A 24268-nucleotide genomic window follows, 5' to 3' on the forward strand; every position below is an offset into this window, starting at 1 on the left:
GCTCATGATTCCGCCCGTCTTCCTGAATCAGCTCGGCCTCGTCTGCGCCCTGGGACAAGGCCTGCTCGAGGTGGCCACGGCCCTCTTCGGTGACAGGCCCACGGGCGTCTCCGAGCGCTTCGACTTCGCGGACCGGCCACTCCACGTGGGGTACGTCACCAAGCCGCTCCCCCCCACGGACGAGCTGCCGGTGCCGCTGCGCAGCCGGAACAACGCGCTCCTCCTCTCCGCGCTCTCCCAGGTGCGTCCCGCCGTGGACGAGGCCATGCGGCGCTATGGCCCGGAGCGCGTGGCCGTGGTCCTGGGTACCAGCACCTCCGGCATCGGGGAGAGCGAGGCCGCCATCGTTTCGCGCGCGGCCACTGGCCAGCTCCCCTCCAACTTCGATGTCCGTCAACAAGAGTTGGGCTCTCCCGCCATGGCGCTGAACCATGTGCTGGGCGTGAAGGGCCCCTCGTTCGTCATCTCCACCGCGTGCTCGTCCAGCGCCAAGGCCCTGGCCACGGCGGCGCGGCTCTTGCGCTCCGGCGCGGCAGACGCCGTCATCACGGGCGGCGCGGACGCGCTGTGCCGCTTCACCATCGCGGGTTTCACGTCGCTCGACTCGGTGAGCGACGCGCGCTGCAACCCGATGAGCGTCCACCGCCGGGGCATCAACATCGGCGAGGGCGCGGCCCTGTTCCTGATGACGCGCGAGCCTGGGCCCGTGCGGCTCGCGGGTTGGGGCGAGTCCTCGGACGCGCACCACCTCTCCGCGCCCGAGCCCGGGGGCCGGGGCGCGCTCATCGCCATGAGGACGGCGCTGGGGCGCGCGGGAATCACCCCGGCCGACGTGGGCTACGTCAACCTGCACGGCACCGCGACGCCGCAGAACGACGCCATGGAGAGCCGGGCGGTGAGCGCGCTTCTGGGGGGCAACGTGCCGTGCAGCTCCACGAAGCCGCTCACGGGCCACACGCTGGGGGCCGCGGGGGCGCTGGAGGCGGCGCTGTGCTGGCTCACCCTCACGGACGACGCCCAGGGGCGGCTGCCTCCGCACTGGTGGGATGGAGTGGCTGACCCGTCACTGCCCGCCCTCGCGCTGGTGAAGCCCGGTGAGGCGCTCGGGCGCCCGCCGCGCTATGTCCTGAGCAACTCGTTCGCCTTCGGTGGCAGCAATGCCGCCCTCATCCTGGGAAGGGCCTGATGCGCACGCCCATTGCCTTCGACATCTCCGAGATTGTGCCCCACGCCGACCGCATGCGGCTCATCGACCGCGCGGTGGAGGGCGACGAGGAGAGCCTCGTGGCCGAGGTGACGCTGCGCGAGGACTGCCTGTTCCAGGAGGCCGGCGCCGTGGGGGGCTGGGTGGGCATCGAGTTCATGGCCCAGGCCATCGCGGCCTACGCGGGCTGGCGGCAGCGGCTGCAGGGGGAGACGCAGCGGATGGGCTTCCTGCTCGGCACCCGTCGGTATGAGTGCAGCCGTCCCTCGTTCAAGGTGGGCGAGCAGCTGCGAATCGAAGTCCGCCGGCAGTTCTGGACGGACAACGGGATGAGCCAGTTCGATTGTACGCTCGGGATTGGAGACGAGACGGTGGCCACGGCCGCGCTGACGGTGTTCCAGCCCCCGGCCTCGATGGACGTGATGAAGGCGGGCACGGATGAGTGAGAAGTCGGTACTGGTGACGGGCTCCAGCCGGGGCATCGGCCGCGCCGTGGCGCTGAGGCTGGCGCGCGACGGCTTCGACGTCGTGGTGCACTGCCGCGCGAAGGTCGAGGAAGCGGAAGCGGTGGCCGCCCAGGTCCGCGAGCTGGGACGGGCCTCCCGCGTGCTGCGCTTCGACGTGGCGGACCGCGCCGAGACGGAGAAGGCGCTGCTCGCCGACGTCGAGGCACACGGCTGCTACTACGGCGTGGTGTGCAACGCGGGCATCACCCGGGACAACGCCTTCCCCGCCATGCCGCCCGAGGACTGGGACGCGGTGATTCACACCAACCTCGACGCCTTCTACAACGTGCTCAATCCCCTCTCCATGCCGATGGTCCGCCGGCGCAAGCCGGGGCGCATCGTCACGCTGTCCTCCGTCTCCGGGCTCACCGGCAACCGAGGCCAGGTGAACTACAGCGCGGCGAAGGCCGGCATCATCGGCGCCACGAAGGCGCTGGCGGTGGAGCTGGCGAGCCGGGGCATCACCGTCAACTGCGTGGCGCCCGGTTTGATTGACACGGAGATGGTGGAGCCGCACATCGTGGAGGAGGCGCTGAAGTTGATTCCGGCGAAGCGCCTGGGGCGGCCCGAGGAGGTCGCCGCCGCGGTGAGCTTCCTGATGAGCGAGGACGCGGGCTATGTCACGCGGCAGGTCATCTCCGTGAATGGAGGGCTGTTCGGATGAGGCGCGTCGTCGTCACGGGCTTTGGAGCCCTCAGCCCCCTGGGTCACGACTGGCCGCAAGTGGAGGCGCGGCTGAAGTCGCTGCGCAACGCGGTGCAGGTCATCGAGGACTGGAAGCAGTACGAGGGGCTGAACACGCAGGTGGGTGCCCCCGCCGCGCCCTTCGTGCTGCCGCCGCAGACGTACTCGCGCAAGACGATGCGGGGCATGGGCCGGGTGGCGCTGCTGGCCACGCGTGCCAGTGAGCTGGCGCTCGTCGATGCCGGGTTGTTGGGAGACCCGCTGCTGTCGAGCGGGAAGATGGGCGTGTCCTACGGCTCGTCCACGGGCTCGCCGCCGAGCATCGGTGACTTCGGACGGATGCTGGTGGCCAAGAGCACCGAGGGCATCACCGCTACGTCCTACGTGCGGTCCATGTCCCATACCGCCGCGGTCAACATCGGCGTCTTCTTTGGCCTCACGGGCCGCATCATCACCACCTCGAGCGCGTGTACGTCGGGGAGCCAGGGCATCGGGTACGCGTACGAGGCCATCAAGATGGGCCGGCAGGTGGCGATGCTCGCGGGCGGCGCCGAGGAGCTGGATGCCACGGGGGCCGCGGTGTTCGACACCCTGTTCGCCACCAGCACGAAGAACAACGGCACGCCCGAGCTGACGCCCCGGCCCTTCCACTCGCAGCGCGACGGCCTGGTCCTCGGCGAAGGCGCCTGCACGCTGGTGCTGGAGGAGCTGGAGCATGCCAGGGCCCGAGGCGCGCGCATCTACGCGGAGCTGGTCGGCTACGGCACGAACAGCGACGGGCGACACATCACCCAGCCCCACGCGGAGACCATGGCCCAGGCCATGCGCCTGTCGCTGGAGGACGCGGGCCTGGAGCCGGGCGTCGTGGAGTACGTGAATGCCCACGGCACGGCCACCGACACGGGCGACGTGGCGGAGACCACGGCGACGCAGCAGGTCTTCGGTGAGCGGATGCCCATCTCCTCGCTCAAGAGCTACATGGGGCACACCCTGGGGGCCTGCGGGGCGCTGGAGGCGTGGATGACCATCGAGATGATGCGCTCGGGCTGGTTCGCCCCGACGCTGCACCTGGACGCGGCCTCGGTGGATCCGCGCTGCGCTCCGCTGGACTATCTGGTGGGGGATGGCCGAAGAATCCAGACCGAGGTCGTCATGACCAATAACTTCGCCTTCGGCGGCATCAACACGTCGTTGATCTTCCGCCGGTGGCAGTGACGGAGAAACCCATGAAGAAGGCAATGCTGCTGTCGCTGCTCGCGCTCACCGTCTCCAGCCCCGCGCTGGCGCGAGACACCGTGACGATGATTCCGCTCGCCTCCGTCCTGTCGATGCCGCAGGCCCAGGGGAAGCTGGATGGCACGGTGAAGTTCTACCTGGCCGGCGCGAAGACGCCCGAAGTCACCAAGGAGCTGGGCGAGGACGTCTCCAACAAGAAGACCAGCGGCGTGGGCAAGTCCGACGAGGAGGGCTGCAAGTGGGCCATCCTGTCGGCGCTGATTGCGCTCCAGGAAGGCGCCCAGAAGCGTGGCGCCAACGCTGTCGTCAACATCGTCAGCTATTACAAGAGGAACGAGCTGCAGAACGCCTCCGAAATCGAGTGCCATGCCGGCACCTTCGCCGTCGGCGTGACGCTCAAGGGCACCTACGCGAAGGTCGCGGGCAAGAAGTAGCTGTTCGCCGGGTCGATGACGCGAGCGCACCTCGCGTCATCCCCGGGGTGCTCACGGCGGCCGCGTCCTCCTGGATAGGCTGCAATTCGCGAGTACCGAGGTGTCTGGGTTAGGCTTCCGCCCGTGACTCCCTACACGATGCTGCACCTGGCGCTCGCGGGGGCATTCTTCGTGCTCGCGCTGGTGCATTTCGCGACCTGGGCGGCGGTGCGCTCCCAACGTGTCCAGCTGTGGCTCGCGACGAGCTTCCTGGGCTTCGCGGCGCTGAGCCTCTCCGCGGGGGCCACTCGGCACGAGGTCGGGTGGATGTTCGTGGACACCCGTCCGTGGTTGTTGCTCGGCGCGCTGTGTTCCATTCCCCTGCCCTACACGTTGCTGCGAGTCCTCTGGGCCTTGCTGGACGTGCCGTTGACGCGCTCGCGGCGGGTGCTGCTGGGTGTGGCGGTGGCGTTCGGCGCGATGCGGGTCGCGGACGTGCTCGGGTCCGTGCTGGCGACGTCGGGGCCCCGGATGACGTCCGAGGACCTGTCCCGCGCGACGGTGGGGTTGGGGCTGCCGATGTTCTGGCTGCTGGCCGTGACGGTGGGAGGCACGTGGGCCCTGGAGGCCTTGCTGACACTGAAGCGTCGGGGCGCCATGGCCGCGGCGGTGCTTGGGGCCGCCCTGCTCGCGCTGGGCATCCTGGGGCGAGAGCTGGCGGTGGACGTCGGGTGGATTTCAGGTCCGCCCCTGTTCGCGCTCGTGGGTCTTCCGTTCCTGCTCCTGGCCACCACCTCGCTCGCCATCCTCACCGCTCGGTCCTTGAGGGGCGCGGACCTGGGCACGGGAATTCATCGCTACCGACGGCTCTCGCGCCTCGGACGTGGCGGCATGGGCGAGGTCTGGTTGGCGGTGCGCACGGGCCGCGCGGGGTTTCATCGGCTGGTGGTCCTCAAGCGGATGGTCGACGAGGACAGTGAAGACCCGGCCGTCCGGCTCCACCGTTTCATTGGAGAGGCTCGCACCGCCGCGCGCCTGCACCACCCGAACATCGTGTCCGTGCACGACCTGGGACAGGTGGACGGCGCGTGGTTCATCGTCATGGAGTACCTGAGCGGGGTGAACGCACTGAAGCTCGCGAGGCTGGTGCGACGCGGGGGCGAGGTGCCGCTCGAGGTCGTGGTGGAGATCTGCCTGCAGTCCCTGAAGGGGCTCGCGTACGCGCACGAGCGAGGCGTCATCCACCGCGACATCAGCGCGGACAACCTGGTGGTGACGTTCGACGGGGTGGTGAAGGTCGTCGACTTCGGCATCGCGCATGGGGTGGGCAGTCCGCAGGAGCAGCTGGCTTCGCGTTCGACGGCGTCTCTGCCTCCCGTGAGTCGGCTCACCCAGGCCGGCGATGTCATTGGCAAGCTCGCGTACATGCCTCCGGAGCGTCGGGCGGGTGGGGAGGCGACGACGTCGGGTGACATCTACGCGCTCGGCTGCGTCCTCCATGAGCTGCTCTGGGGAGACCTTCCGGGCATCAGCCTGAGCCTGCAACAGCGCGCGCGGTGGGAAGGCCCGGAGGCTCCCCCCGTGAATCGGCTGCTTCGTGGGATTGTGGAGAAGGCGCTGCACCTGACGCCCGCGAAGCGCTTCTCGGATGCGAGCGAGTTGGAGCAGGCGCTGCTCCCCGTGAGGCAGGCGCTTCCCGTGGTCGACCTCGCGAGCTGGCTGCGTGAGAACTACCCGGAGCGCTGGTCGCATGAGCGCGAGCTGTCAGAGCTGAGCGACCCCACGCCCGAAGAGGTCCAGGCCCTCCTGACCCGTGCGCCAACTTCCGCGCCTGCCGAGTTGGAGCCCACCCAGCTCATCGGGCAGAAGGATGCGCAACCCCAAAGCGAGGAGGCCACCCGGCTCCTCCGAGGGCCGGGCTGAGCCACGAGTGGCGCCGACGGCGGAATTCGGGAGCCGTGCCAGCACGTGGGGCGGCGCTCCGCATTCCGCCAACAAAGACATATCAGCGTCTCGGAGCGTCCGAGTTGAACGGACCCGGGCGAAGAATCCTGGTGTCTCGCGTTCGATTCCTGCGCGAGGCGCCTGTCCCTCTGGATGGCGCCTCGCGTCCGCCAAGGGAAAGTCATGTTCATCGAGACATCAAGGCACCGAAACACCGGGCTCACTGGAGCCCGAGGGCTCCTCCTCACCATGGGCGCAGGACTGCTCGTCGCATGTGGCGCCCCCATGGACTCCACTCCGACTACCGACGCATCCCTCGTGGCCATCGGCACGTCGGAGCAGTCGCTGTATGTCGACTCGGACGAAGTCTGGGGGCGCCCCAACCTGACGGTGTGCTGGGACACGCCGGGCTCCGCTACCGAGAAAGAGTGGGTGCGCACCTCCATCCGCGACACCTGGGAGAAGGAGAGCAACCTGGTGTTCTCCGGTTGGGGCGCCTGCCCCAGCTCCGCGGACATCCGCATCACCATCAGCGACGAAGGGCCTCACACGGAAGGCCTGGGCACTGAAATCGAGGACGAGGTCGAGGGCATGGTGCTCAACTTCACCTTCGCCAACTGGAGCCCCTCCTGTGCCTCCAGCGCCGCGCAGCGTGAGCACTGCATCCGCTCCATCGGCGTTCACGAGTTCGGCCACGCCCTGGGCTTCGCGCACGAGCACAACCGTGGAGACACACCGTCCACCTGCACCACTCCGTCCCAGGGCAGTGACGGGGACACCTACGTGGGCGCCTGGGACTTGATGTCGGTGATGAACTACTGCAGCCCGACCTGGAACAACGACGGGCAGCTCAGCACCACGGACATCCAGGGCGTGCGGCAGTTCTACGGGCAGCCTCGTGGGGCCGACCAGCAGTTCCACGTCGCCAAGGTGGACTCCGACTTCCGCGCGGACATCCTCCAGACGTACCGGGGCTGGGGTTCTATTCCCATGTGCCGCTCGACGGGGAGTGGATGGTCGTGCACCAACCCTTCCGCGACCGTCTACAACTGGGGTTCTCCGGAGCAGCGGTACGTCACGGGTGACTTCAACGGCGACGGACGCACGGACCTGGTGCAGACCTATCGCTTCTGGGCCAGCTACCCGGTCTGTTACTCCACGGGCCTGGGGGCCTGGTCCTGCTCCAATCCCTATGCGGACATCTACAACTGGGGAACCGGGAGCCAGCGCTTCATCACCGGCGACTTCAGCGGTGATGGGAAGACGGATATCGCGCAGGCGTACCACGACTCGTCGATGCTGCCCGTGTGTCGCTCCACTGGCACCGGCTGGTCCTGCAACAACCCGGCGGCCACGCTCCGCACGACGGACTCTCCCGAGGTGCGCTACCTGTCGGGAGACTTCAATGGCGATGGGCGGGATGACATCGCGCAGGCGTATCGCCGCTGGTTGACGCAGCCCGTGTGTCTGTCGACGGGCACGGCCTGGTCCTGCAGCAACCCCAGCGTAGCCATGTACGACGCGGGCAATGCCGAGCAGGACTTCCTCACCGGCGACTTCAACGGCGACGGGCGGGACGACATCCTCCAGTCCTATCGCGGATGGAATGCCATGCCGCTATGCTACGGCCTGGCCTCGGCGACCTGGTCCTGCAACATCCCGTCGGGCACGTTCTACAACTCGGGCTCGCATGAGCAGCAGATGCTGACGGGCGACTTCAACGGGGACGGGCGCACGGACGTCATCCAGACCTACCGTGGCTGGGGGAGCATCCCCACGTGCTACTCCACGGGCTCCGGCTGGAGTTGTAGCAACTCGTCGGCAACCATCTACAACTCGGGGTCCTCCGAGCAGCGGTTCATGACGGCGGACGTCAACGGCGATGGGCGCACCGACGTCGTCCAGGTCCACCGCTCCTGGGCGCGCTACCCGGTGTGTCTGTCGACGGGCACTGGCTGGAATTGCGGCAACTGGCTGTCGACTGTCTACGACATCGGGACGTACTGAGCAGTCGAGTCTCGCTACTGCTCGGGTCGCTGCCTCACGGAGAAGATCCACCCCTCCCCCGTGCTTGCCGACGTGGGAGGGGCGCCGGTGAAACCCGAGGACCACGCCGACGCGGCTGACAGTGCGGCCAGCAGTGCATCGAGCGCATCTCCGTCCGCGTCAGAGACCATCGTGAGCAGGTCGCTGTCGGGGATGCGCAGGTCCGTGGACTCGCGGACGCGCCGGAGGATTTCTCGTCGGCGTTCCTCGAAGCCACGGCCCTTGTAGGTCTTGGGCAGGCCGAGCCACCGGACGACCTCGGCTGGGAGGACCTCCACCACGGCGGGCCCGGGGCTCGTGCTCCAGGGAGGAAAGGCGCCGCGACAGGAACCGAGTGCCCGCAGGCCCCAATAGGTCTGCTTGTACATGCGCAGGTTGGTGGGGGCGAACGGCGCGGAGCACTCCACCTCCGTGACGCGCTTCTTCTCTGGCCCGACGGCGGCCCTGAACGACTCCGCCGAGGTGAACATCTCGCCGATCGCCTGTCCCAGTTCTCGAGGGCCCGTGACGGGAAGACCCAATGCGACCAGTTGGCTGGCTTCGAGGCTGAAGCAGAAGTCGAGTCCCACCACGTCGACGACCTGGGCCGCCAGCCACGGGCCCAGGCCCTCCGACACCGCCTTCGCGCCTCGTGAAGAGAATGGCCGCTGGAGTTGGACGAGGTGCCCCTGGCCGCCCCTGAAGCTCAGGGTCGCGGCCCAGACCTTCCGGTGTGCCTGGACCGCACCGCTCCAGTCCACGCCCACCGCTCGTCCTTCATGAGGCAGCCACATGCGGCAGGAGCTCAGTCGCGGCGTCACATGCCTCTCCTGATTGATCTCGACCGGGCCTCGCAAACTTCACGGCTGCGGCATGGCGCTCGGGAGTCTATCGCAGGGGCCACATCGGCCCGCGTCCGCGCGGGACTCGTTCATCGGTCTCCGCCCGGTGTCACGGTGACTTCGCGACACTGGGAGGAGACCTCCCGCGCCGGGCCTGGCAGGGCCTGACGCAGGAGCGACTCAGCAGTGGATCACGCGGCCTGGCTGTAGCGGTCGCAGATGGCCAGATACTCGTCGCTCGACATCTGGACGGCGGCGACGCGCAGTTGCTTGGCCTTGGGCTTCTTCAGAGTGGTCTTCACGACCACCGACTTCCCGATGGGGATGCCCATGTACGACTGGTCGACGTAGGTGTTCTCCTTCATGTCGTCCCAGGCAATCAGCACGCCATCCGGGAAGAGGATGCCGTCCCGGCCGATGGTCAGCACGGGCGTGTCCAGACTTCCCAGCGGCTTGACACAGTTGAAGATCATCCAGATGGACGTCGCCGTGATGAAGCCGCAGAAGGCCATGACGCCCGTCTCGCCAATGGAGCGGTAGGTGAGCGCGCCGAAGAAGGCCGTGGACAGCGTCCAGATGACAGCGCCCACGATGAGCTTCGTGCGCGAGTAGTAGAACGCGTGCGGCTGGTCCGACTTCGCCTTCGTCTTGGCAGAGCTATAGATTTCCATGAGGTGATGCCTGTTCGGGGTTGGGGGAAAAAGTCACGGCTCGAGACGGTCGGTCAGGTAGGCCAGGAGCACCGGGGCGTTGACGATCGTCTCCTCGTCGATCTTCCGGAACCTCCCGTGCGCCGTGATGATCAGCTCCCGGGTCGACACGCCCTGGTCGTGCCCGTCCTGGAAGCGGATGCTCTCGATGTCATCCCAGCGGATGAGCTGCTTCTTGTGCGTCAGTCCCTCGGAGCTGAGCGTCAGCGGGCCGAAGGCCACGGAATGCCCCGAGGCGACCTGGCGGCGCACCTTGTCCAGGAGCGCGGCGACGACACGGTCCGTCACCTCGGCCTCGAGTTCGTCCGAGTCGCTCCACAGGTTCAGCCGCAGCCGGTACTTGCCGCCGCGGTGGCGAAGCACGAGGCGGTCATGGTTGTGCTGGCGGACGATGCTGCCCACGTTCCCCCAGGCCAGCGTCGTGTCACCGGACGTGAGCCGCAGCGAGTCCACCGTCAGTGATTCAGGGGCGCGCAGCCAGACGAACAGGTCGCTGGCGCGCCACCCGATCACGTAGATGCCGCAGGGGATGCCCAGGATGAGGATGAAGAACCCGAAGTAGCTCCGCAGCAGGTCATGAACCATCGACAGCGGGAGCAGGTGGATGGACATGGGTGCGAGCACCGCCGCCATCACCACGTAGATGAGGATGAGGCCCACCACGAGCCAGTAAACGGCCGGCGTGGGGAAGACCAAGGTGTGTACGCGCTTCAGGGGACAGCTCCCAACGGGCCGGATGGGTTCACCGAGGGCCACAAGTCCCGGTGAATGAATGTTCGTTCACCCCTTTATAGACAATGACAGTCGCCTTTTCGACCACCAAACACTCGAGCGCCCGCAGACAGTCGGTGAAGTCACGCATTCCCTGGCAAGCTGAGGAAACCCAATCAATACAACACGCCAAACACTTCCAGCCTCTCATTCACTGAGAGACCCCTGAGCAGGACTTCACGCGTTGTGTGTTTTCAATCCCGTCGTGTTTCACCTCGGTCAGCTCCACGGGAAGGAGGTGGGCACTCTTCGCTTTCGCAGAGCACAGGAATGTCGCTCGCCTGCCCACGCAGACAGTCCCACGCGCGCCACACGTGTCCTCAGCGACAGGTCGCGAAGCGAACGACAGCACCCATTGCGACGCGAACGAGCCCACCTCGTCCCATCAATGAAGTCGATGCCAGGTCGGCGGGAACTTCGAGCCGAAGCAGCAGTCGCGCCCATCACCATCAGGCAGTGACTTGATGAAGAGCTCCACGGGAAGGTGAACGTGCTCGCCCACGGGCTTGGAGGCGCGATTCTTCCTGAAGGCCACGCACCATCTCCGCCACAAGGGACGAGCGCTCCTGCCCTGCGATGAGCGCGAGGTCCGGAACCAAGAGCCTCGGCCTCACGAGGAGCGACAAAGGGCCCAAGACCCGCGTGAGAGCGCGTCACCCCCAACAGGACAAAGGAGGAGTCGCGCACTCTCGCGACAGACGTGAGCGGCGCCCGCGACTGCTGCGGACCACCTCGCGCTCCGGATCCGAAGCAGCGCTCGCGCCCTCTCCCCGAACGACGGAACACTCGCTCCCTCTGCGCCAGGGACGTCCTCATCGCCTTCGCAGGCCCCACGGCAACCCCGACCCCTGAAACGACAAAAGCCCCCGAGTCTTTCGACTCGGAGGCTTCTATCGGAGTGCCCAGGGCGGGATTCGAACCCGCACACCTTTCGGCGCCACCCCCTCAAGATGGTGTGTCTACCAGTTCCACCACCTGGGCGTTTCTGCGCGGACCATCTACAGGACCGCACCGGATCACGCAACGAGTTTCTAACCGCTGCGTGCTCCAGATTTATTCGACGGGCTCTTACGGAGCCGGAGTCGGCGCCGCCGGCTGAGCAGGGGCCGACTGGCCCTCCGCCGGAGCCGCCGGAGCCTCACCACGAGGCTGCTCGACCGCGCCAGGCGCCGACTGCTCGCCCGCCGGAGCCGCCGCGCCCGGGGTCGCCGGAGCCGAAGCCGCCGGAGGAGGCGAAGCCACCGAACCACCCGCCGCCACCGAGGAGCGAAGCCCCACGAAGGAGAGGCCGAGCGAAGTGAAGAAGAACATCGCGGCACAGACGCCCGTGAGCTTGCTCAGGAACGTCACGGCACCACGGCCACCAAAGGCGCTCGTGGCCGCGCCGCCGCCGAGGGCCGAGCCCATGCCAGCGTCCTTACCCGGCTGCAGCAGGATGACGAAGATCATGAACACGCAAACGAGGACGTGCACGATCGTGACGAAGGTCAGCATGAGAGATCTTTCGAACGTTCCGTGAAAAGGAGGCGCACCCTACACAAACTGCCGAATGGGTGACAACTTCTTCCGCCCGCCAGTGAGCCTACTCTAGGTGGCCGCCTTGATGATGGCCGCGAAATCGCCCGCCTTGAGGCTCGCCCCACCGACAAGCGCCCCATCAATGTCCGGCTGCCCCAGCAATTCCGCGGCGTTGTCGGGCTTCACACTGCCACCGTACTGGATCCGCACCCGCCCGGCCGTCTCCCCGTCGTACAGCCGACCGACGAGCCCACGGATCGCCGCGTGGACCTCCTGGGCCTGGGCCGACGTCGCGTTGCGCCCCGTGCCGATGGCCCACACCGGCTCGTACGCCAGCACGAAGGTCGCCACGTCCTTCCCCTCGAAGCCCGCCAGCCCGACCCGGACCTGACGCTCCACGACATCCAAGGTCTGGTTCGCCTCGCGCTCGGCCAGCGTCTCGCCCACGCAGAGGATGGGCTTCATGCCGGCCGCCAGGACAGCCCGGGCCTTCTTGTTCACCGTCTCGTCCGTCTCGCCGAACAGCTGCCGGCGCTCCGAGTGCCCCACGATGACGTAGGCGCACCCCAGCTCCGCCAGCATCGGCGCGGACACCTCACCGGTGAAGGCACCAGACGACTCCCAGTGACAGTTCTGCGCGGCAAGCTGCAGCGGCGCCCCTTCCAGCGCGACGTGCAGCGGCTGCAGCGCCAGGAACGTCGGCGCCACCACCACCTCCACCACATCTCCGACGGCGGCCACGGTCCCCCGCAGCTCGCGCACCAGTGCCAGCGCCTCCGGCACCGTCTTGTTCATCTTCCAGTTGCCGGCGACGATCTTCCGACGACGAGCCGAGACGGCCATGAATCGCTCCCCCAGAGGTGTGGTGGTGTTGCTTGGCGGCGCGGAAGATTAACGCGTTTCCAGCGCCTTGATGCCCGGCAGCTCCTGACCTTCCAGGAACTCCAGTGATGCGCCTCCGCCAGTGGACACATGGCTGAGCTCCTTCGCCACGCCCATCTGCTCCACTGCCGCCGCGCTGTCGCCGCCGCCAATGACGGTGACAGCCTGCTTGTTGTTCGCCATGGCCGTGGCGACCGAGCGGGTGCCCTCGGCGAACTTCGCCACCTCGAACAGGCCCATGGGGCCGTTCCAGATGACGGTGCGCGCGTCGCGGATGTGCTGGGTGAAGATGGCGCGCGTCTTGGGGCCGATATCCAGGCCCATCATGTCCTGGGGCACCACGTTGTCCGGCGTCTCGAGCGCGATGCTCTTGTCCGTCAGCTCCGTGCCGACGATGTGGTCCACCGGCAGGACGATGGGCGTCTTGAGCCGGTGCGCCGCTTCCAGGAGGCGCGTGGCCAGCGACAGCTTGTCCCCCTCGACGCGGGACTTGCCGACCTCCACGCCCTGCGCCTTGAGGAAGGTATAGGCCATGGCGCCGCCGATGAGCAGCGCGTCCACCTTGGGCAGCAGGTTCTCGATGACCTTGATCTTATCGCTGACCTTGGAGCCCCCGAGGATGGCCACGAAGGGCTTCTCCGGGTTCTTCAGCACGCGGCCCAGGTACTCGATCTCCTTCTTCATCAACAGGCCCGCCGCCTTCTCCTTCACGAAGGGCACCATGCCCGCCGTGGAGGCATGGGCGCGGTGCGCGGTGCCGAAGGCGTCGTTGATGTAGACGTCGGCCAGCGCCGCCAGCTCGCGGGCGAAGGACTCGTCGTTGGCCTCCTCCTCCTTGTGGAAGCGGAGGTTCTCCAGGACGACGACCTGGCCTTCCTTCAGGTCCTTCACCTGCTTCTTCACGCCGTCCCCGATGCAGTCATCCGTGAGGATGACCTCGTGCTTGGGGCCGAGCAGCTCGGCCAGTCGCGCGGCGACCGGCTCGAGCGACAGCTTGGGATCCGGGCCCTTGGGGCGGCCCAGGTGGGAGGCCAGCAGGACCTTCCCGCCGAGCTCCAGCGCTCGCCGGATGGTGGGCAGCGCCTCTCGGATGCGGGTGTCGTCCGTCACGCGCCGCCCCTCCAGCGGGACGTTGAAGTCCACGCGGATGAAGGTGCGCTTGCCGGTGAGCTGCAGCTCGTCGATGTAGCGGATCATCTGGTCTCCCCTGGGCCCCTGACGGGGACTAGACGCCCTTGGACACGAGGAACTTCGCCGTGTCCACCATGCGGTTGGAGAAACCCCACTCGTTGTCGTACCAGGCCATGACCTTGACCATGTTGTCGCCCATCACGAAGCAGTTCGTGGAGTCGAAGATGGCCGAGTGCGGGTTGCCGTTGTAGTCCACTGACACCGTCAGCGCGTCGCTGAACTCCAGGATGCCCTTGAGCGGGCCGGCGGCGGCCTTGCGGAACGCCTCGATGATGGCCTCGGCCGTCACGTTCTTGGTGGTGTTCACCGTCAGGTCCACCAGCGACACGTTCGGGGTGGGCACGCGCACCGACATGCCGTGCATCTTGCCCTTGAGCTGCGGCAGCACCTCGCCAATGGCCTTCGCGGCGCCGGTGCTCGAGGGAATCATGGACAGCGCGGCGGCGCGGGCGCGACGCATGTCATCGTGGGTGAGGTCCAGGATGCGCTGGTCGTTGGTGTAGCTGTGGATGGTCGTCATCAAGCCCTTCTCGATGCCGAAGCCGTCCAACAGCACCTTGGCGACGGGCGCCAGGCAGTTGGTGGTGCACGACGCGTTCGAGACGATGTGGTGCTTGGCCGCGTCGTACTCGCCGTGGTTGATGCCGTAGGCGATGGTCAGGTCCGGGCCCTTGGCCGGCGCGGAGATGAGGACCTTCTTGGCGCCCGCCTTCAGGTGCTTCTCGGCGCCCTCGCGGCTGGTGAAGCGGCCGGTGCACTCCAGCACCACGTCCACGTTCATGCTCTTCCACGGCAGCACCGTGGGGTCCTTCTCCGCGGTGACGGTGATCTCCTTGCCGTCCACCACGATGCCCTTGTCCGTCGACTTCACCTCGCCCGGCCAGGTGCGGTGCACGGAGTCGTACTTGAACAGGTGCGCCAGCGCGGCGGGCTTGTCGAGGTCGTTGATGGCGACGATCTCGAGGTCTTCCTTGCGGCTGAGGGCGGCGCGCAGGATGCAGCGACCGATGCGACCGAAGCCGTTGATGGCGATGCGGGTGGCCATGTTCGTGTCTCCTTGGGAGAGGTGGGCGCAGATGGGGCGCCCACGGGTCATCACGTCAGAAAATAAGGGCCGCCGACCGTAGGCACGCGGCCCCGCCGAGTCAACGCTTCACGTCGCTCGCGCGACGACGCGCGCGCCGAAGCTGAACAATCACCCCGAGCAACAGCCAGAGTCCGGTGCCCGTTCCCGCGCTCGCCCCACAGCCGCAGCCGGAGTCACCGAGCGGATAGAACTGCGGCAGCACGTCCAGGACGATGGGGGCCGGAGGCTCGGGCGGCTCCGGAGGATGCGGGTCCACCCCGCGTGGCGCCACGCATCCGCTCAGGAGGCCTGGGCCCGAATCGCCAGAGTCCCCGACGGGCGGCGTGGCCGGCGCGGGGAAGCCCGCGCGCACCAGGAACGCGGACAAGAGCCGCGCCCGGGCCGCCCGGTCCACCACCGACTCGAAGGGAACACCCAGCAGGAGCACCTGTCCCCCCGGCATTGAGAACACGCCAGCCGACAGGTTCGTCCCCGCGTACCGCAACACCGCCGAGCCCCCCGACGCCGGGGTGAGCACGTCCGTCACTCCCACCGGGTAGGCCCCCCGGGTGCCGTCGTCCAGCGTCAGTCCGGTCAACTCGGAGAGGAAGTCCCCCGGCACGCCCTCCACGCTCAAGGGCGGAGTGCCCGTGCCAGGCGAGGCCCGGAGGATGTCCGCGAGGAACGCCTTGTCGTCCGCGTCCCCCACCGACAGCGCGGAGGTCAACTGACCACCGGACAACAACAGGTGACCGCCCCCCGTCACGAAGGCGCGCAGCGCGTCCTGCTCCGCGCGCGTCGGACGGGCCCCCGCCTCGCCACCCCGGCCGGTGAACCAATCCACCACGCGGTACCCCGCTCCCACGGACACCAGCCCCGCCGCCACCGCGCCGCTCGTCGCGCTGTCGAAGGCGAGCCCCGACTGGCTCATCGCATCCCCATGGCGACGCACGTACGTGCCGTCGTTCATCGCCTCCAGCAGCACCCGCAGCGGAGCCTGGAGGTCATAGACGTCCAGCGCCTCGCCACAGGCCAGCGCCGAGTCCAGCCGCTCGAACGCGTTGACGACCAGCGCCGGCGGCGCCTCGCCCGCGCGAACTCCGACGATGGCGGAGGGAAAGCCCTCGCCGCCCGCGCTCACCGCCGCGACTCGGAAGTAGCGCACCGTGCCCGCCGCCAGCGGCAGGCTGAAGGTCGTCTGCGTCACCTCGGTCCCCTCGTCCCAGCCCTGACCATCCGCGCTCTGATAGACGCGGTACGCGGTGGGCGCGTCATGGCCCTCCTCGTCCGGGTTCGCCGCGGGTATGGCCCAGCGGACCTCCACCGTGCCCGCCGAGGCGTTGCGCGCCACCACCGCACCCGGCGCCTCCGGAGGAAGCTGGATGGCCACGCCGTCGCGGGTGGCGAAGTACTTGATGAGCCCCTGGAGGATGGCGCGCGCGGCAACGCGGCGGAAGGCCGGCTCCTTGAGGCGGTTCGAGTCGGCGACGGCGTCGTGGTAGGCGATCTCCAGCAGCACGGACGGCATCTCCGAGTTGTGCGTGGGGTTCACCTCGCCCAGGTTCGCGGAGCGCAGGTTGCGCACGCGCCAGTTGGCGTCCACCTCTCGACGGACGTCCCGTCCCAGTTCGTCCAGCAGCGCTCGCGCCAGCACGTCACTGCCAGGCACGCCCGTGAAGTTCAGCGTGCCGTCCACCGGGTTCGGCCCGTACACGTAGGCCTCGGTGCCGACGACGTTTCCCGTCGTCGAAGCGTTGGTGTGCCAGGCCACGTAGACCGCATCCTCGCCCTCCTCGTGCAGCCACGCCGCGAAGCGCGCGCGCGCCGTCACGTCCGCGTTGCGCTCGTTGGCCAGGGCGTTGGCCCCGGTGGGCGCGTACACGGATGCCGGGGCACCACTGAACTGCACGTGGTAGCGCGCGGCCTCCTCGTAGCGGGGGCGCGGCAGCGCGGCCATCTGAGCATCACCGATGACGCCACTGCCGCCGCCGAAGCGCACGGCGTCCAGCGACACCGTGCTCCCCTCCTCCGCGTCGTTCTTCAACACCACCGAGGCCGCCTCCGGCCCCGCGCCCGACTTGAAGAAAAAGCGGCCCAGCAGCACCCACGTCCCGCCATGGCGGCGCTGGTTGACACGGAAGTGGCTCTCCCCTCCCGAGTGGCGCACCACATAGTGTGCGTTCGTCGTCCGAGCGGGGTCCGCCCCATAGGAGACATAGACGTTGTAGTGACCATCCGCCGGCACCACCGGCGCCCAGGTGGCCGACGCCGTGGGAGTGGTCGCGGTGGTGAGCACGCGCGTTGCCCCCAGCGTGAACGGCTCCACCGCGTTGCCCATGGGCGTCGGGGGCGTGCCCCAGCCCTTCTGCGCGGTGGTCTGGAACAGGCCGGCGTCCCCTTCCTGCGAGTAGCCCACGCCCCCTTCGTCGACGATGACCATGCGCGGGTTGAGGTCCGACTCGCGCACCGGCACCACCGTGGCGCCGGCGCCCATCAACATGGGCAGCAGGTACTGGTTCACAACCTCGGCGGAGATGAGGTCCTCCACCACCGCCCACGTGTTGGGCCGCTGCGTGGCCCAGCGCCCCAGGGGCGCGGCCCGGTAGAAGCCGTGGCCCGGGCTCAGATAGATGACCTTCCCGGACAGCGCTCCGGCCCGCGTCCGGGTCTGCGGTACGCCCGAGAGCGACACACGCACCGTCCCATCGCGAGCTTCCCGCCTCACGACGGGCGCCTCGGTGGCGCTCAGCTTGCGCGTCTCATGCGCGCGGGGCGAGGGCGCCGGGAGGTACACCACACCGGGAGGCTCCAGCCCACAGGCGTTCACTTCTTCTTCTTGAACAGGGGCAGGGGCCTGGGCCCCCGCGAGTGACGACGTCAACAGGAAGGCCAGCAGCACGCCACCTGGACGCGCCCGGAAGAAGTTGGTGCTCATGGCGAGTGACCTTACCTATTCACATCTCCACGGCAATCGAACCCGTGAGTGCTAGCCTGCCCGCCCCTTCAGCTTCCGATGACCGTACCTGCCCGGCCACCTCCCCACTTCCCTCCTCGTCGCGGCTCGGGGCTCTTCGCCTCGTTCGGCCACGCATGGGCGGGCCTCATCCACACCGTCGTCCACCAGCGCAACATGCGCGTGCACCTCACCTCCGCCATGCTGGTGGGACTGGTGGGCAGCGGCATCGCCCTGGGGCTCGCGGAGAAGGTGACGCTCATCTTCTGCGTGCTGCTCATCTTCTTCGCGGAGATCCTCAACAGCGCGCTGGAGCACCTGGTCGACCTGGCCGTGCAGCAGTTCGACGAGAAGGCCCGGCTCACCAAGGACGCCGCCGCCGCGGGCGTGCTCGTGCTCGCGCTGGGCACGGTGGTCATCTTCGCGGCCATCCTCGTGCACAACTGGGAGACGGTGCGCACCAGCACGGACGCCATCATCCGACAGGTGGCGTTCGGCATCCCCCTGACGGCCTGTGTCCTCGTGCTCGTGCTCCCCCAGCGCCGCCCGCTCTGGGTGGATCTGCTCGCCTTCCTCGGCGGCGGTGTGCTGCTGGGCATCCTGGCGACACGCTCGGCCAGCATGGTCTTCAGCGCGATGACGGCGGGGCTGCTCTTCGTCGCCGGGTCCGCGGCCTACACCCGCCGACGCGAAGCGCGCTCCACGGGGCAGCCACCGGGCGATTCGCCCATCAGCGGACATAAAAAAACCGGCTGACGCCGGTCCACCTGCCACCTCGTGGGCGGGAGCCCCGAAAACCAGTCCGGAGCCCGCTCACCCGCCGAGGGTCTATTCGGTGAAGTCTCGCACCATCAGGCGCGCTGGCGCCACTCGGAGCCCTGCTCCTGGGCCGGCACCGCGACTTCCTTGTCGCCTTCCTTCAGGTCCGACGTCACCAGATCAAGCAGCTCCGTGGCGATGCCGATGACCTGGTGCGGGGTGTACCCGCTCGCGCGCAGCTGGTTGAAGAAGGTGCGCGCCAGGATCCGGGTGCCCTTTTGATCGGTGCTCACAGTGAATGCCTCCAAATGGGGCGGCGAAATGAGGGGGGCCGCCGTGTAATCACGCGAGCCCTGTTCTTCAACCCCCGTGCCAGTCGTTCTCTTCCGGAATGATTCCGTAATAATTCCAATGGCTTGGATGAAAATATGGCCCGGCATGGCCCCGCCAGGGGTGCGAAGGAGCCTACGCACCCTGGGGAACCCCCGAGGGAAGTGGATGGCGGGGTGCATCACGGGATACGCACCCGGATGAGGGCTCGGGCCCCCCGTGGTTTCAAGTGCTTGCAATCTTTCACCGGGGTGAAGCAGATACGCGCCCCCACCAGGAGCGAACGGCAATGGCGTATCGGGTGAACAACATCGGGCTGTGGCTGGACGAGCCGGAGGAGCTGCTCGGTCAGCGGGCCGCGGAGAAGCTGGGCGTCACCCGCTCCGATCTGGCCTCCGTGCGGGTGGTGCGTTCAGTGCTGGACGCTCGCAAGAAGGGCAGCCCCCGCTACATCTACACCCTGGAAGTGGAGATGGCCCCCGGCCGCAAGCCGGCGCACATTCCGCCGGACGTGGGCGAAGCCCCTCCGCCGCCGGAAGTCCTTCCCCCGGTGAAGGCGCCCGAGCAGTGGCCCATCATCATCGGCACCGGCCCCGCCGGGCTGTTCTGCGCCCTGGGCCTCTTGGAACGCGGCGTGCGCAGCATCCTGCTGGAGCGCGGCCGTGAGGTCGTCGCGCGCCGCAAGGACGTGGCGAAGCTGATGCGCGACGGCACGTTGGACCCGGAGAGCAACATGAACTTCGGGGAAGGCGGCGCGGGCGCGTACACGGACGGCAAGCTGTCCACGCGCATCAATCACCCCATGGTGCGCAAGGTCATCGAGGCCTTCGCCCGCTACGGCGCGCCGGACCACATCCTCATCGAGGGCAAGCCGCACATTGGCTCGGACCTCCTGCCGGGCGCGGTGGCGAAGCTGCGCGAGGAGCTCATCGCCGGCGGCTGCCAGGTGCACTTCGAGCAGCGCGTGGACGACCTCCTCTACCGCGACGGGCACGTGGCCGGCGTGAAGCTGGCCGACGGGCGCACGCTGGAGAGCAATCGCGTCATCCTCGCGCCCGGCAACTCCGCGCGGGAATTGTACGAGCGCTTCGCCGCCGACGGCCGCGTCCTCGTGGAGGCCAAGCCCTTCGCGCTGGGCTTCCGCGCCGAGCATCCGCAGGCGCTCATCAACGGCATCCAGTACGGCAGCGCCGCGAAGAATCCGAAGCTGCCCCCCGCCGACTACAAGCTGGCGGAGAACCTGGACGTGGATGGCGAGGTGCGGGGCGTCTATTCGTTCTGCATGTGCCCGGGTGGAATCGTGGTGCCCACGCCCACCCAGGACGGGCTCCAGTGCACCAATGGCATGAGCAACTCGCGCCGCAACGCGCGCTACGCCAACGCCGGCATCGTCGTCTCCGTCTCCGTGGCGGACTTCGAGCGCGAGGGCTTCCGTGGCCCGCTGGCGGGCCTGGAGTTCCAACGGCACTGGGAAGAGAAGGCCTATGAGTTGGGTGGCGGACGCTTCTTCGCGCCGGCGCAGACGATTCCGGACTACCTGGCCGGCCGCGTGAAGAAGGACCCGGGAGGCACCAGCTACCGTCCGGGGCTGGCGCACGTGGACCTCAACCGCCTGTTCCCGGAGCGGCTCACCACCTCGCTCAAGCAGGCGTTGAAGACGTTCGACCGGAAGATGCGCGGCTTCATCAGCGAGGAGGGCAAGCTGATTGGAATCGAGAGCCGCACCTCGTCGCCGGTGCGAGTCACGCGGAACGAACTTCTTCAGTCGGTGTCCATGAAGGGACTGTATCCGGCGGGCGAGGGCTGCGGTTACGCGGGCGGCATCGTCTCGTCGGCCATTGATGGTCTGCGCATCGCGGAGCAGATTGCCACCGAGCTGGCGTGAGGCGAGGTCGTGCCTCACGGAAGGAGAGCTGCCATGCGTTACATCGTGCGCACTCCGGACGGAGAGCTGACCTATCCCAGCCTGGGTGACGTGGAGCGCGCCTACACCCAGGGCCTGGTGGACCCGGACGACGAGGTGCGGGAGGAGAGCTCCAGCCTGTGGCGCAAGGCGGGCAGCCTGCCCGTGCTCGCCCAGGCACGCCGTCCGTCGTCGGGGCTGGCCGCTCGGGGACAGTGGCTGCCCGTGGCGGGCGCGGTGCTCGTGGGCGCGCTGGCCCTGGCGCTGGTGCTGCGCGACTCCTGGCACCTGCGAATCCTGGGCATCATCCTGGCGCTCGTCGTCAGCTCCATGCTCACCCGGGTGACGTTCAAGGCGTTCAAGCGGCCTCCACCCCAGCCGTGAGCATCAGAGGCCCGGTCCCCTCGGCCGAGGCGCTCCAAACGGCATCCCCCCGGCTTCGCGGCTCGCCCCCTCCCCTGCCCTCCAGCGCGAGGGCCAGGCGTCCGCCGACATCGGCAAGCGCACGGCCCATGTTGTCCGCTGGAAGCAGTCCACGGGCGTCCGGTCCCGTGGCACCACGCGAGAGGGAGGACGCACCTTGCTCAGCACCTATCTGTCCCGGGATGCCGCCCGCCGCCTGAAACACGGCGCCCCCTGGCTGCGCCGGGAGGACATCGTCTCCATGGAGGGAACGCCCCAGCCCGGGGAGCCCGTGCAGCTCCGGGACGAGGACGGCGCGGTGCTGGGCCTGGGTGACGTGGACCTGGAGGCCTCGCGCGCCGTGCGCCGCCTGGGCATGCCGGACGAGGCCGTGGAGGGTCTGATTCCCCGCCACCTCCGCCACGCCTTCGAGCGCCGGGGCCGGCTGGTGGATGACCCGCGCTTCTGCCGGGTGGTCAACGATGACGGGGACGGCCTGCCCGGCCTCATCGTGGACCGGTACGACACGCACTTCGTCGTGCAGACCCTCACCCGCTCCATGGACGCGCGGCACCAGGAAATCACCCGCGCGCTGGTGGAGGTGACGGGCGCGGGCTCGGTGCTCCTGCGCAATGATTCCGGGCGCCGTCAGGTCCTGGGCCTGCCCACGCAGCGGCCCCACGTCCTCTACGGCACCCCGCCCCGCTGGTGCCGGCTCTTGGAGCTGGGCGCCCGGTTCACCGTGGACCTCACCTACGGCCAGGGCACGGGCTACGCGTATGACCAGCGCGAGCTGCGGCGCGTCGTCGGGCGCATGGCCTGGGACGGCCGCGTGCTGGACGCCAGTTGCAACGTGGGCGGCCTCTTCGTCCACGCGGGACTGCATGGCGCCCGACACATCCTCGCCTTCGACGCGGACGCGGATGCCGGAGACCTGGCCCGGGAGAACGCGGAGGCCAACGGGCTGTTCGGCCGGGTGATGGTGGAGAAGGGCACCGCCCTCCAGGCCCTGCGCGCGGTGCGAGAGACCTTCGACCTGGTGTTGCTGGACACGCCCCGGGTGGGCTCCGAGGAGGAGTTCGTGGAGCAGATCCGGTACGCCCTGCGGCGCACCCGCCATGGGGGCCGCTTGCTCGTGGTCGGCTACCACCCACCACTGGCCCTGGGCGGCTTCGACGAGCTGGTGGCCACCGCCTGCGAGGCGGAAGCGCGCATCGCCACCCGGCTGTCCCGTCCTGGACTCCCCCCGGACCACCCCACACTGGTGGGCTCCCCTGGCGCGGAGTACCTCGACGCGGTGGCGCTCGAGGTCACCTGACGCGAGTCCCCCGCGCCGCCTTCCGGGGTGCTAGTGTCCGCGCCCGCGATGACCAACGAAAACGTCCCCGATACCGCGACCCCCACCCCGGCAGGTTCCGTCGAGACCGTCCGCAAGGTGTACGCGGTCGACCTGCGTGAGAAGGACCGCGTCAACACTGTCTTCCGCGTCACCAAGAAGGAGAAGGTGACGGCCCGAAGTGGCAAGGTGTTCCTGGCCATGACGCTCGTCGACAAGAGCGGCGAGGTCGACGCGCGCGTCTTCGACAAGGTGGACGCGCTCGAGCCCGCCTTCCAGTCGGGCGACTTCGTGCTCGTCCAGGGCAACGTCATCCAGTTCCACGGCCGCACCCAGATTGTCGTGGAGGCCGTGGAGCGTCTGGACCCCGAGCCCCTGGACCCCAAGGAGTTCGAGCCGCCCCCCGCCCCGCCCCCGGAGGCGAAGCCCGCCGCCGAGACGAAGCCCGCTCCCGAGCCGCGCGCCGAGAAGGCGGACAAGGTCGAGAAGGTAGAGAAGACGGACAAGGGCGAGGGCCGTCACGAGGGTGGCGGTGGCGCTCGCGCAGTGGGCCTCATCCGCGAAATCGTCAACGAGCGGGTCAGTGATCCGCACGTGAAGCAGCTCCTGATTGCCTTCCTGGAGGATCCGCAGGTGGCCTCGGGGCTGCCGGTGGCGCCGGCGGCCAAGGGCATGCACCACGCGTGGCGTGGCGGTCTGGCCGAGCACCTGCTGTCGGTGATGCGGCTGACGCTGCGGGTGGCGGACCACTACCCCATGGCGGACCGCGACCTGCTGCTGGCGGGCGCGCTGCTGCACGACGTGATGAAGGTGGCGGAGATCTCGCCGGACAAGGGCTTCGACTACACGGACGAAGGCAAGCTCGTGGGTCACCTGGTGATGACGGCCCAGAAGATTCGCGAGAAGACGCTGGCCATCCCCGGCTTCCCGCCGCTCCTGGAGCAGCACCTCACGCACCTGGTCATCTCCCACCACGGCCAGCTCGAGTACGGCAGCCCCAAGGTGCCGATGACGCTGGAGGCGCACATCGTCCACGCGCTGGACTCGCTGGACTCGCGCATTGCCTCGTGGCTGGAGGCCATGCAGCGCGACCCCAACGACAAGTGGACGGACGTGTTGCGCCACTACGACCGTCAGCTCTGGAAGGGCCCCGCGCCCACCAGCCGGGGCCGCGCTCCGGTGGAGGGGGGCGGCGCTGGCGGAGGCCGTCGCAAGTCTCGCGAGGAGAAGCGCAAGGCCCGGGGGGAGAAGTCCCCGAGCCAGGGCACGCCGCCCGCCGAGGGCACCGCCCCCGCCGCGCGCGAGGAGTCTCCGCGTCCGCCTCGTGAGGATCGTCCGCCGCGCAAGGAGCGCCCGCCCCGCGAGGAGCGTGCCCGGGACGAGCAGCGTCCGCCCCGTGAGGACCGCCCGCCTCGTGAGGACCGTCCGCCTCGCGAGGAGCGTGCGCCCCGCCCGCCCCGTGAGGACCGTCCGGCTCGCGACCCGAGCGGCCTGCCCAAGGAGCTGACCTTCAAGCCCTTCAGCGCGCTCACGTCCCTGCCCCCCGCCTCCGAGTCCACATCCAAGAATGGAGAGGGCTCCTCGGAAAGCTGA

At 68.6% G+C, this 24268-nt stretch carries 22 protein-coding genes and 1 tRNA gene; 12 read left to right on the top strand and 11 right to left on the bottom strand.

The genetic code is table 11. The features are described 5' to 3' along the window. Positions 1 to 4 precede the first annotated feature (4 nt). The 7 genes from HUA78_RS14205 to HUA78_RS14235 all read left to right on the top strand — a co-directional run bounded on the left by HUA78_RS14205 (position 5) and on the right by HUA78_RS14235 (position 7994). On the top strand, positions 5 to 1186 hold the full coding sequence (locus tag HUA78_RS14205; RefSeq protein ID WP_174455081.1) for a beta-ketoacyl-ACP synthase: 1182 nt from the start codon (positions 5 to 7) through the stop codon (positions 1184 to 1186). After that, entirely contained in the window at positions 1186 to 1650 is a 465-nt protein-coding gene (locus tag HUA78_RS14210; protein WP_174455080.1) for a hotdog family protein, read from the top strand. The genes HUA78_RS14205 and HUA78_RS14210 overlap by 1 nt, the downstream gene beginning before the upstream one ends. Beyond that, entirely contained in the window at positions 1643 to 2374 is a 732-nt protein-coding gene (gene fabG / locus HUA78_RS14215; protein ID WP_174455079.1) for a 3-oxoacyl-ACP reductase FabG, read from the top strand. Before HUA78_RS14210 ends, fabG begins: the two co-directional genes overlap by 8 nt. After that, on the top strand, positions 2371 to 3609 hold the full coding sequence (locus tag HUA78_RS14220; RefSeq protein ID WP_174455078.1) for a beta-ketoacyl-ACP synthase: 1239 nt from the start codon (positions 2371 to 2373) through the stop codon (positions 3607 to 3609). Before fabG ends, HUA78_RS14220 begins: the two co-directional genes overlap by 4 nt. An 11-nt stretch (positions 3610 to 3620) precedes the next feature. After that, positions 3621 to 4064 (top strand): excinuclease ATPase subunit, encoded by a 444-nt coding sequence (locus HUA78_RS14225; RefSeq protein WP_174455077.1) that lies wholly within the window; start codon positions 3621 to 3623, stop codon positions 4062 to 4064. A gap of 123 nt (positions 4065 to 4187) precedes the next feature. Next, positions 4188 to 5966, top strand: a complete 1779-nt coding sequence (locus HUA78_RS14230) for a serine/threonine-protein kinase (protein ID WP_174476483.1) — start codon at positions 4188 to 4190, stop codon at positions 5964 to 5966. Positions 5967 to 6272: 306 nt separating this feature from the next. Beyond that, on the top strand, positions 6273 to 7994 hold the full coding sequence (locus tag HUA78_RS14235; RefSeq protein WP_174476484.1) for an FG-GAP-like repeat-containing protein: 1722 nt from the start codon (positions 6273 to 6275) through the stop codon (positions 7992 to 7994). A gap of 14 nt (positions 7995 to 8008) precedes the next feature. On the opposite strand, the gene HUA78_RS14240 is transcribed toward HUA78_RS14235, so the two are convergent. The 10 genes from HUA78_RS14240 to HUA78_RS14285 all read right to left on the bottom strand — a co-directional run bounded on the left by HUA78_RS14240 (position 8009) and on the right by HUA78_RS14285 (position 17927). Further along, positions 8009 to 8833: a DUF429 domain-containing protein gene (locus HUA78_RS14240; RefSeq protein ID WP_174476485.1), complete on the bottom strand. Its 825-nt coding sequence runs from the start codon at positions 8831 to 8833 to the stop codon at positions 8009 to 8011. A gap of 212 nt (positions 8834 to 9045) precedes the next feature. After that, entirely contained in the window at positions 9046 to 9525 is a 480-nt protein-coding gene (locus tag HUA78_RS14245; RefSeq protein WP_174455073.1) for a hypothetical protein, read from the bottom strand. 33 nt (positions 9526 to 9558) lie between these two features. After that, on the bottom strand, positions 9559 to 10260 hold the full coding sequence (locus HUA78_RS14250; protein WP_254623709.1) for a DUF6585 family protein: 702 nt from the start codon (positions 10258 to 10260) through the stop codon (positions 9559 to 9561). Positions 10261 to 10720: 460 nt separating this feature from the next. Further along, entirely contained in the window at positions 10721 to 10870 is a 150-nt protein-coding gene (locus tag HUA78_RS14255) for a hypothetical protein (RefSeq protein WP_174476486.1), read from the bottom strand. A 364-nt stretch (positions 10871 to 11234) separates the two neighbouring features. Next, positions 11235 to 11316: transfer RNA gene (locus HUA78_RS14260), tRNA-Leu, on the bottom strand. Between the two features lie 87 nt (positions 11317 to 11403). Then, positions 11404 to 11829, bottom strand: a complete 426-nt coding sequence (gene secG, locus HUA78_RS14265; RefSeq protein ID WP_141640856.1) for a preprotein translocase subunit SecG — start codon at positions 11827 to 11829, stop codon at positions 11404 to 11406. A 93-nt stretch (positions 11830 to 11922) separates the two neighbouring features. Further along, on the bottom strand, positions 11923 to 12696 hold the full coding sequence (gene tpiA / locus HUA78_RS14270) for a triose-phosphate isomerase (RefSeq protein ID WP_174476487.1): 774 nt from the start codon (positions 12694 to 12696) through the stop codon (positions 11923 to 11925). A 48-nt stretch (positions 12697 to 12744) separates the two neighbouring features. Continuing rightward, positions 12745 to 13932, bottom strand: coding sequence for a phosphoglycerate kinase (pgk, locus tag HUA78_RS14275; protein ID WP_174476488.1), 1188 nt, complete (start codon positions 13930 to 13932; stop codon positions 12745 to 12747). A 28-nt stretch (positions 13933 to 13960) separates the two neighbouring features. Continuing rightward, positions 13961 to 14971 carry a type I glyceraldehyde-3-phosphate dehydrogenase gene (gap, locus tag HUA78_RS14280; RefSeq protein ID WP_174455071.1) on the bottom strand — a complete coding sequence of 337 codons (1011 nt, stop codon included), beginning with the start codon at positions 14969 to 14971 and terminating at the stop codon, positions 13961 to 13963. Between the two features lie 100 nt (positions 14972 to 15071). After that, positions 15072 to 17927 carry an N-acetylmuramoyl-L-alanine amidase gene (locus HUA78_RS14285; RefSeq protein WP_174476489.1) on the bottom strand — a complete coding sequence of 952 codons (2856 nt, stop codon included), beginning with the start codon at positions 17925 to 17927 and terminating at the stop codon, positions 15072 to 15074. Positions 17928 to 18005: 78 nt separating this feature from the next. On the opposite strand from HUA78_RS14285, the gene HUA78_RS14290 reads away from it, so the two are divergent. Then, positions 18006 to 18701 carry a diacylglycerol kinase family protein gene (locus HUA78_RS14290; RefSeq protein ID WP_174455069.1) on the top strand — a complete coding sequence of 232 codons (696 nt, stop codon included), beginning with the start codon at positions 18006 to 18008 and terminating at the stop codon, positions 18699 to 18701. Between the two features lie 95 nt (positions 18702 to 18796). Here the strand turns inward: HUA78_RS14290 and HUA78_RS14295 are convergent, their stop codons facing one another. Then, a complete protein-coding gene (locus HUA78_RS14295; protein ID WP_246137768.1) occupies positions 18797 to 18997 on the bottom strand; it encodes a hypothetical protein in 201 nt (66 codons plus the stop codon). Positions 18998 to 19323: 326 nt separating this feature from the next. Here HUA78_RS14295 and HUA78_RS14300 point away from each other — a divergent pair, with 326 nt between their 5' ends. The 4 genes from HUA78_RS14300 to HUA78_RS14315 all read left to right on the top strand — a co-directional run bounded on the left by HUA78_RS14300 (position 19324) and on the right by HUA78_RS14315 (position 24268). Next, positions 19324 to 20919 (top strand): NAD(P)/FAD-dependent oxidoreductase, encoded by a 1596-nt coding sequence (locus HUA78_RS14300; RefSeq protein ID WP_141648330.1) that lies wholly within the window; start codon positions 19324 to 19326, stop codon positions 20917 to 20919. A 33-nt stretch (positions 20920 to 20952) separates the two neighbouring features. Then, complete coding sequence (locus HUA78_RS14305; RefSeq protein ID WP_141648331.1) at positions 20953 to 21321, top strand: hypothetical protein; 369 nt, start codon at positions 20953 to 20955, stop codon at positions 21319 to 21321. Positions 21322 to 21517: 196 nt separating this feature from the next. Next, a complete protein-coding gene (locus HUA78_RS14310; protein ID WP_174476490.1) occupies positions 21518 to 22657 on the top strand; it encodes a class I SAM-dependent rRNA methyltransferase in 1140 nt (379 codons plus the stop codon). A 48-nt stretch (positions 22658 to 22705) separates the two neighbouring features. After that, positions 22706 to 24268: a 3'-5' exoribonuclease YhaM family protein gene (locus tag HUA78_RS14315; RefSeq protein WP_174476491.1), complete on the top strand. Its 1563-nt coding sequence runs from the start codon at positions 22706 to 22708 to the stop codon at positions 24266 to 24268.

It is taken from the genome of Myxococcus sp. CA033, assembly GCF_013336625.1.
Taxonomy (GTDB): Bacteria; Myxococcota; Myxococcia; order Myxococcales; family Myxococcaceae; genus Myxococcus; species Myxococcus llanfairpwllgwyngyllgogerychwyrndrobwllllantysiliogogogochensis.

Coding starts and splice junctions, on each gene's coding strand:
- HUA78_RS14205 (WP_174455081.1), top strand. CDS start 5: ATGATTCCGCCCGTCTTCCTGAATCAGCTCGGCCTCGTCTGCGCCCTG.
- HUA78_RS14210 (WP_174455080.1), top strand. CDS start 1,186: ATGCGCACGCCCATTGCCTTCGACATCTCCGAGATTGTGCCCCACGCC.
- fabG (WP_174455079.1), top strand. CDS start 1,643: ATGAGTGAGAAGTCGGTACTGGTGACGGGCTCCAGCCGGGGCATCGGC.
- HUA78_RS14220 (WP_174455078.1), top strand. CDS start 2,371: ATGAGGCGCGTCGTCGTCACGGGCTTTGGAGCCCTCAGCCCCCTGGGT.
- HUA78_RS14225 (WP_174455077.1), top strand. CDS start 3,621: ATGAAGAAGGCAATGCTGCTGTCGCTGCTCGCGCTCACCGTCTCCAGC.
- HUA78_RS14235 (WP_174476484.1), top strand. CDS start 6,273: ATGGACTCCACTCCGACTACCGACGCATCCCTCGTGGCCATCGGCACG.
- HUA78_RS14245 (WP_174455073.1), bottom strand. CDS start 9,525: ATGGAAATCTATAGCTCTGCCAAGACGAAGGCGAAGTCGGACCAGCCG.
- secG (WP_141640856.1), bottom strand. CDS start 11,829: ATGCTGACCTTCGTCACGATCGTGCACGTCCTCGTTTGCGTGTTCATG.
- tpiA (WP_174476487.1), bottom strand. CDS start 12,696: ATGGCCGTCTCGGCTCGTCGTCGGAAGATCGTCGCCGGCAACTGGAAG.
- pgk (WP_174476488.1), bottom strand. CDS start 13,932: ATGATCCGCTACATCGACGAGCTGCAGCTCACCGGCAAGCGCACCTTC.
- gap (WP_174455071.1), bottom strand. CDS start 14,971: ATGGCCACCCGCATCGCCATCAACGGCTTCGGTCGCATCGGTCGCTGC.
- HUA78_RS14285 (WP_174476489.1), bottom strand. CDS start 17,927: ATGAGCACCAACTTCTTCCGGGCGCGTCCAGGTGGCGTGCTGCTGGCC.
- HUA78_RS14290 (WP_174455069.1), top strand. CDS start 18,006: ATGACCGTACCTGCCCGGCCACCTCCCCACTTCCCTCCTCGTCGCGGC.
- HUA78_RS14300 (WP_141648330.1), top strand. CDS start 19,324: ATGGCGTATCGGGTGAACAACATCGGGCTGTGGCTGGACGAGCCGGAG.
- HUA78_RS14305 (WP_141648331.1), top strand. CDS start 20,953: ATGCGTTACATCGTGCGCACTCCGGACGGAGAGCTGACCTATCCCAGC.
- HUA78_RS14315 (WP_174476491.1), top strand. CDS start 22,706: ATGACCAACGAAAACGTCCCCGATACCGCGACCCCCACCCCGGCAGGT.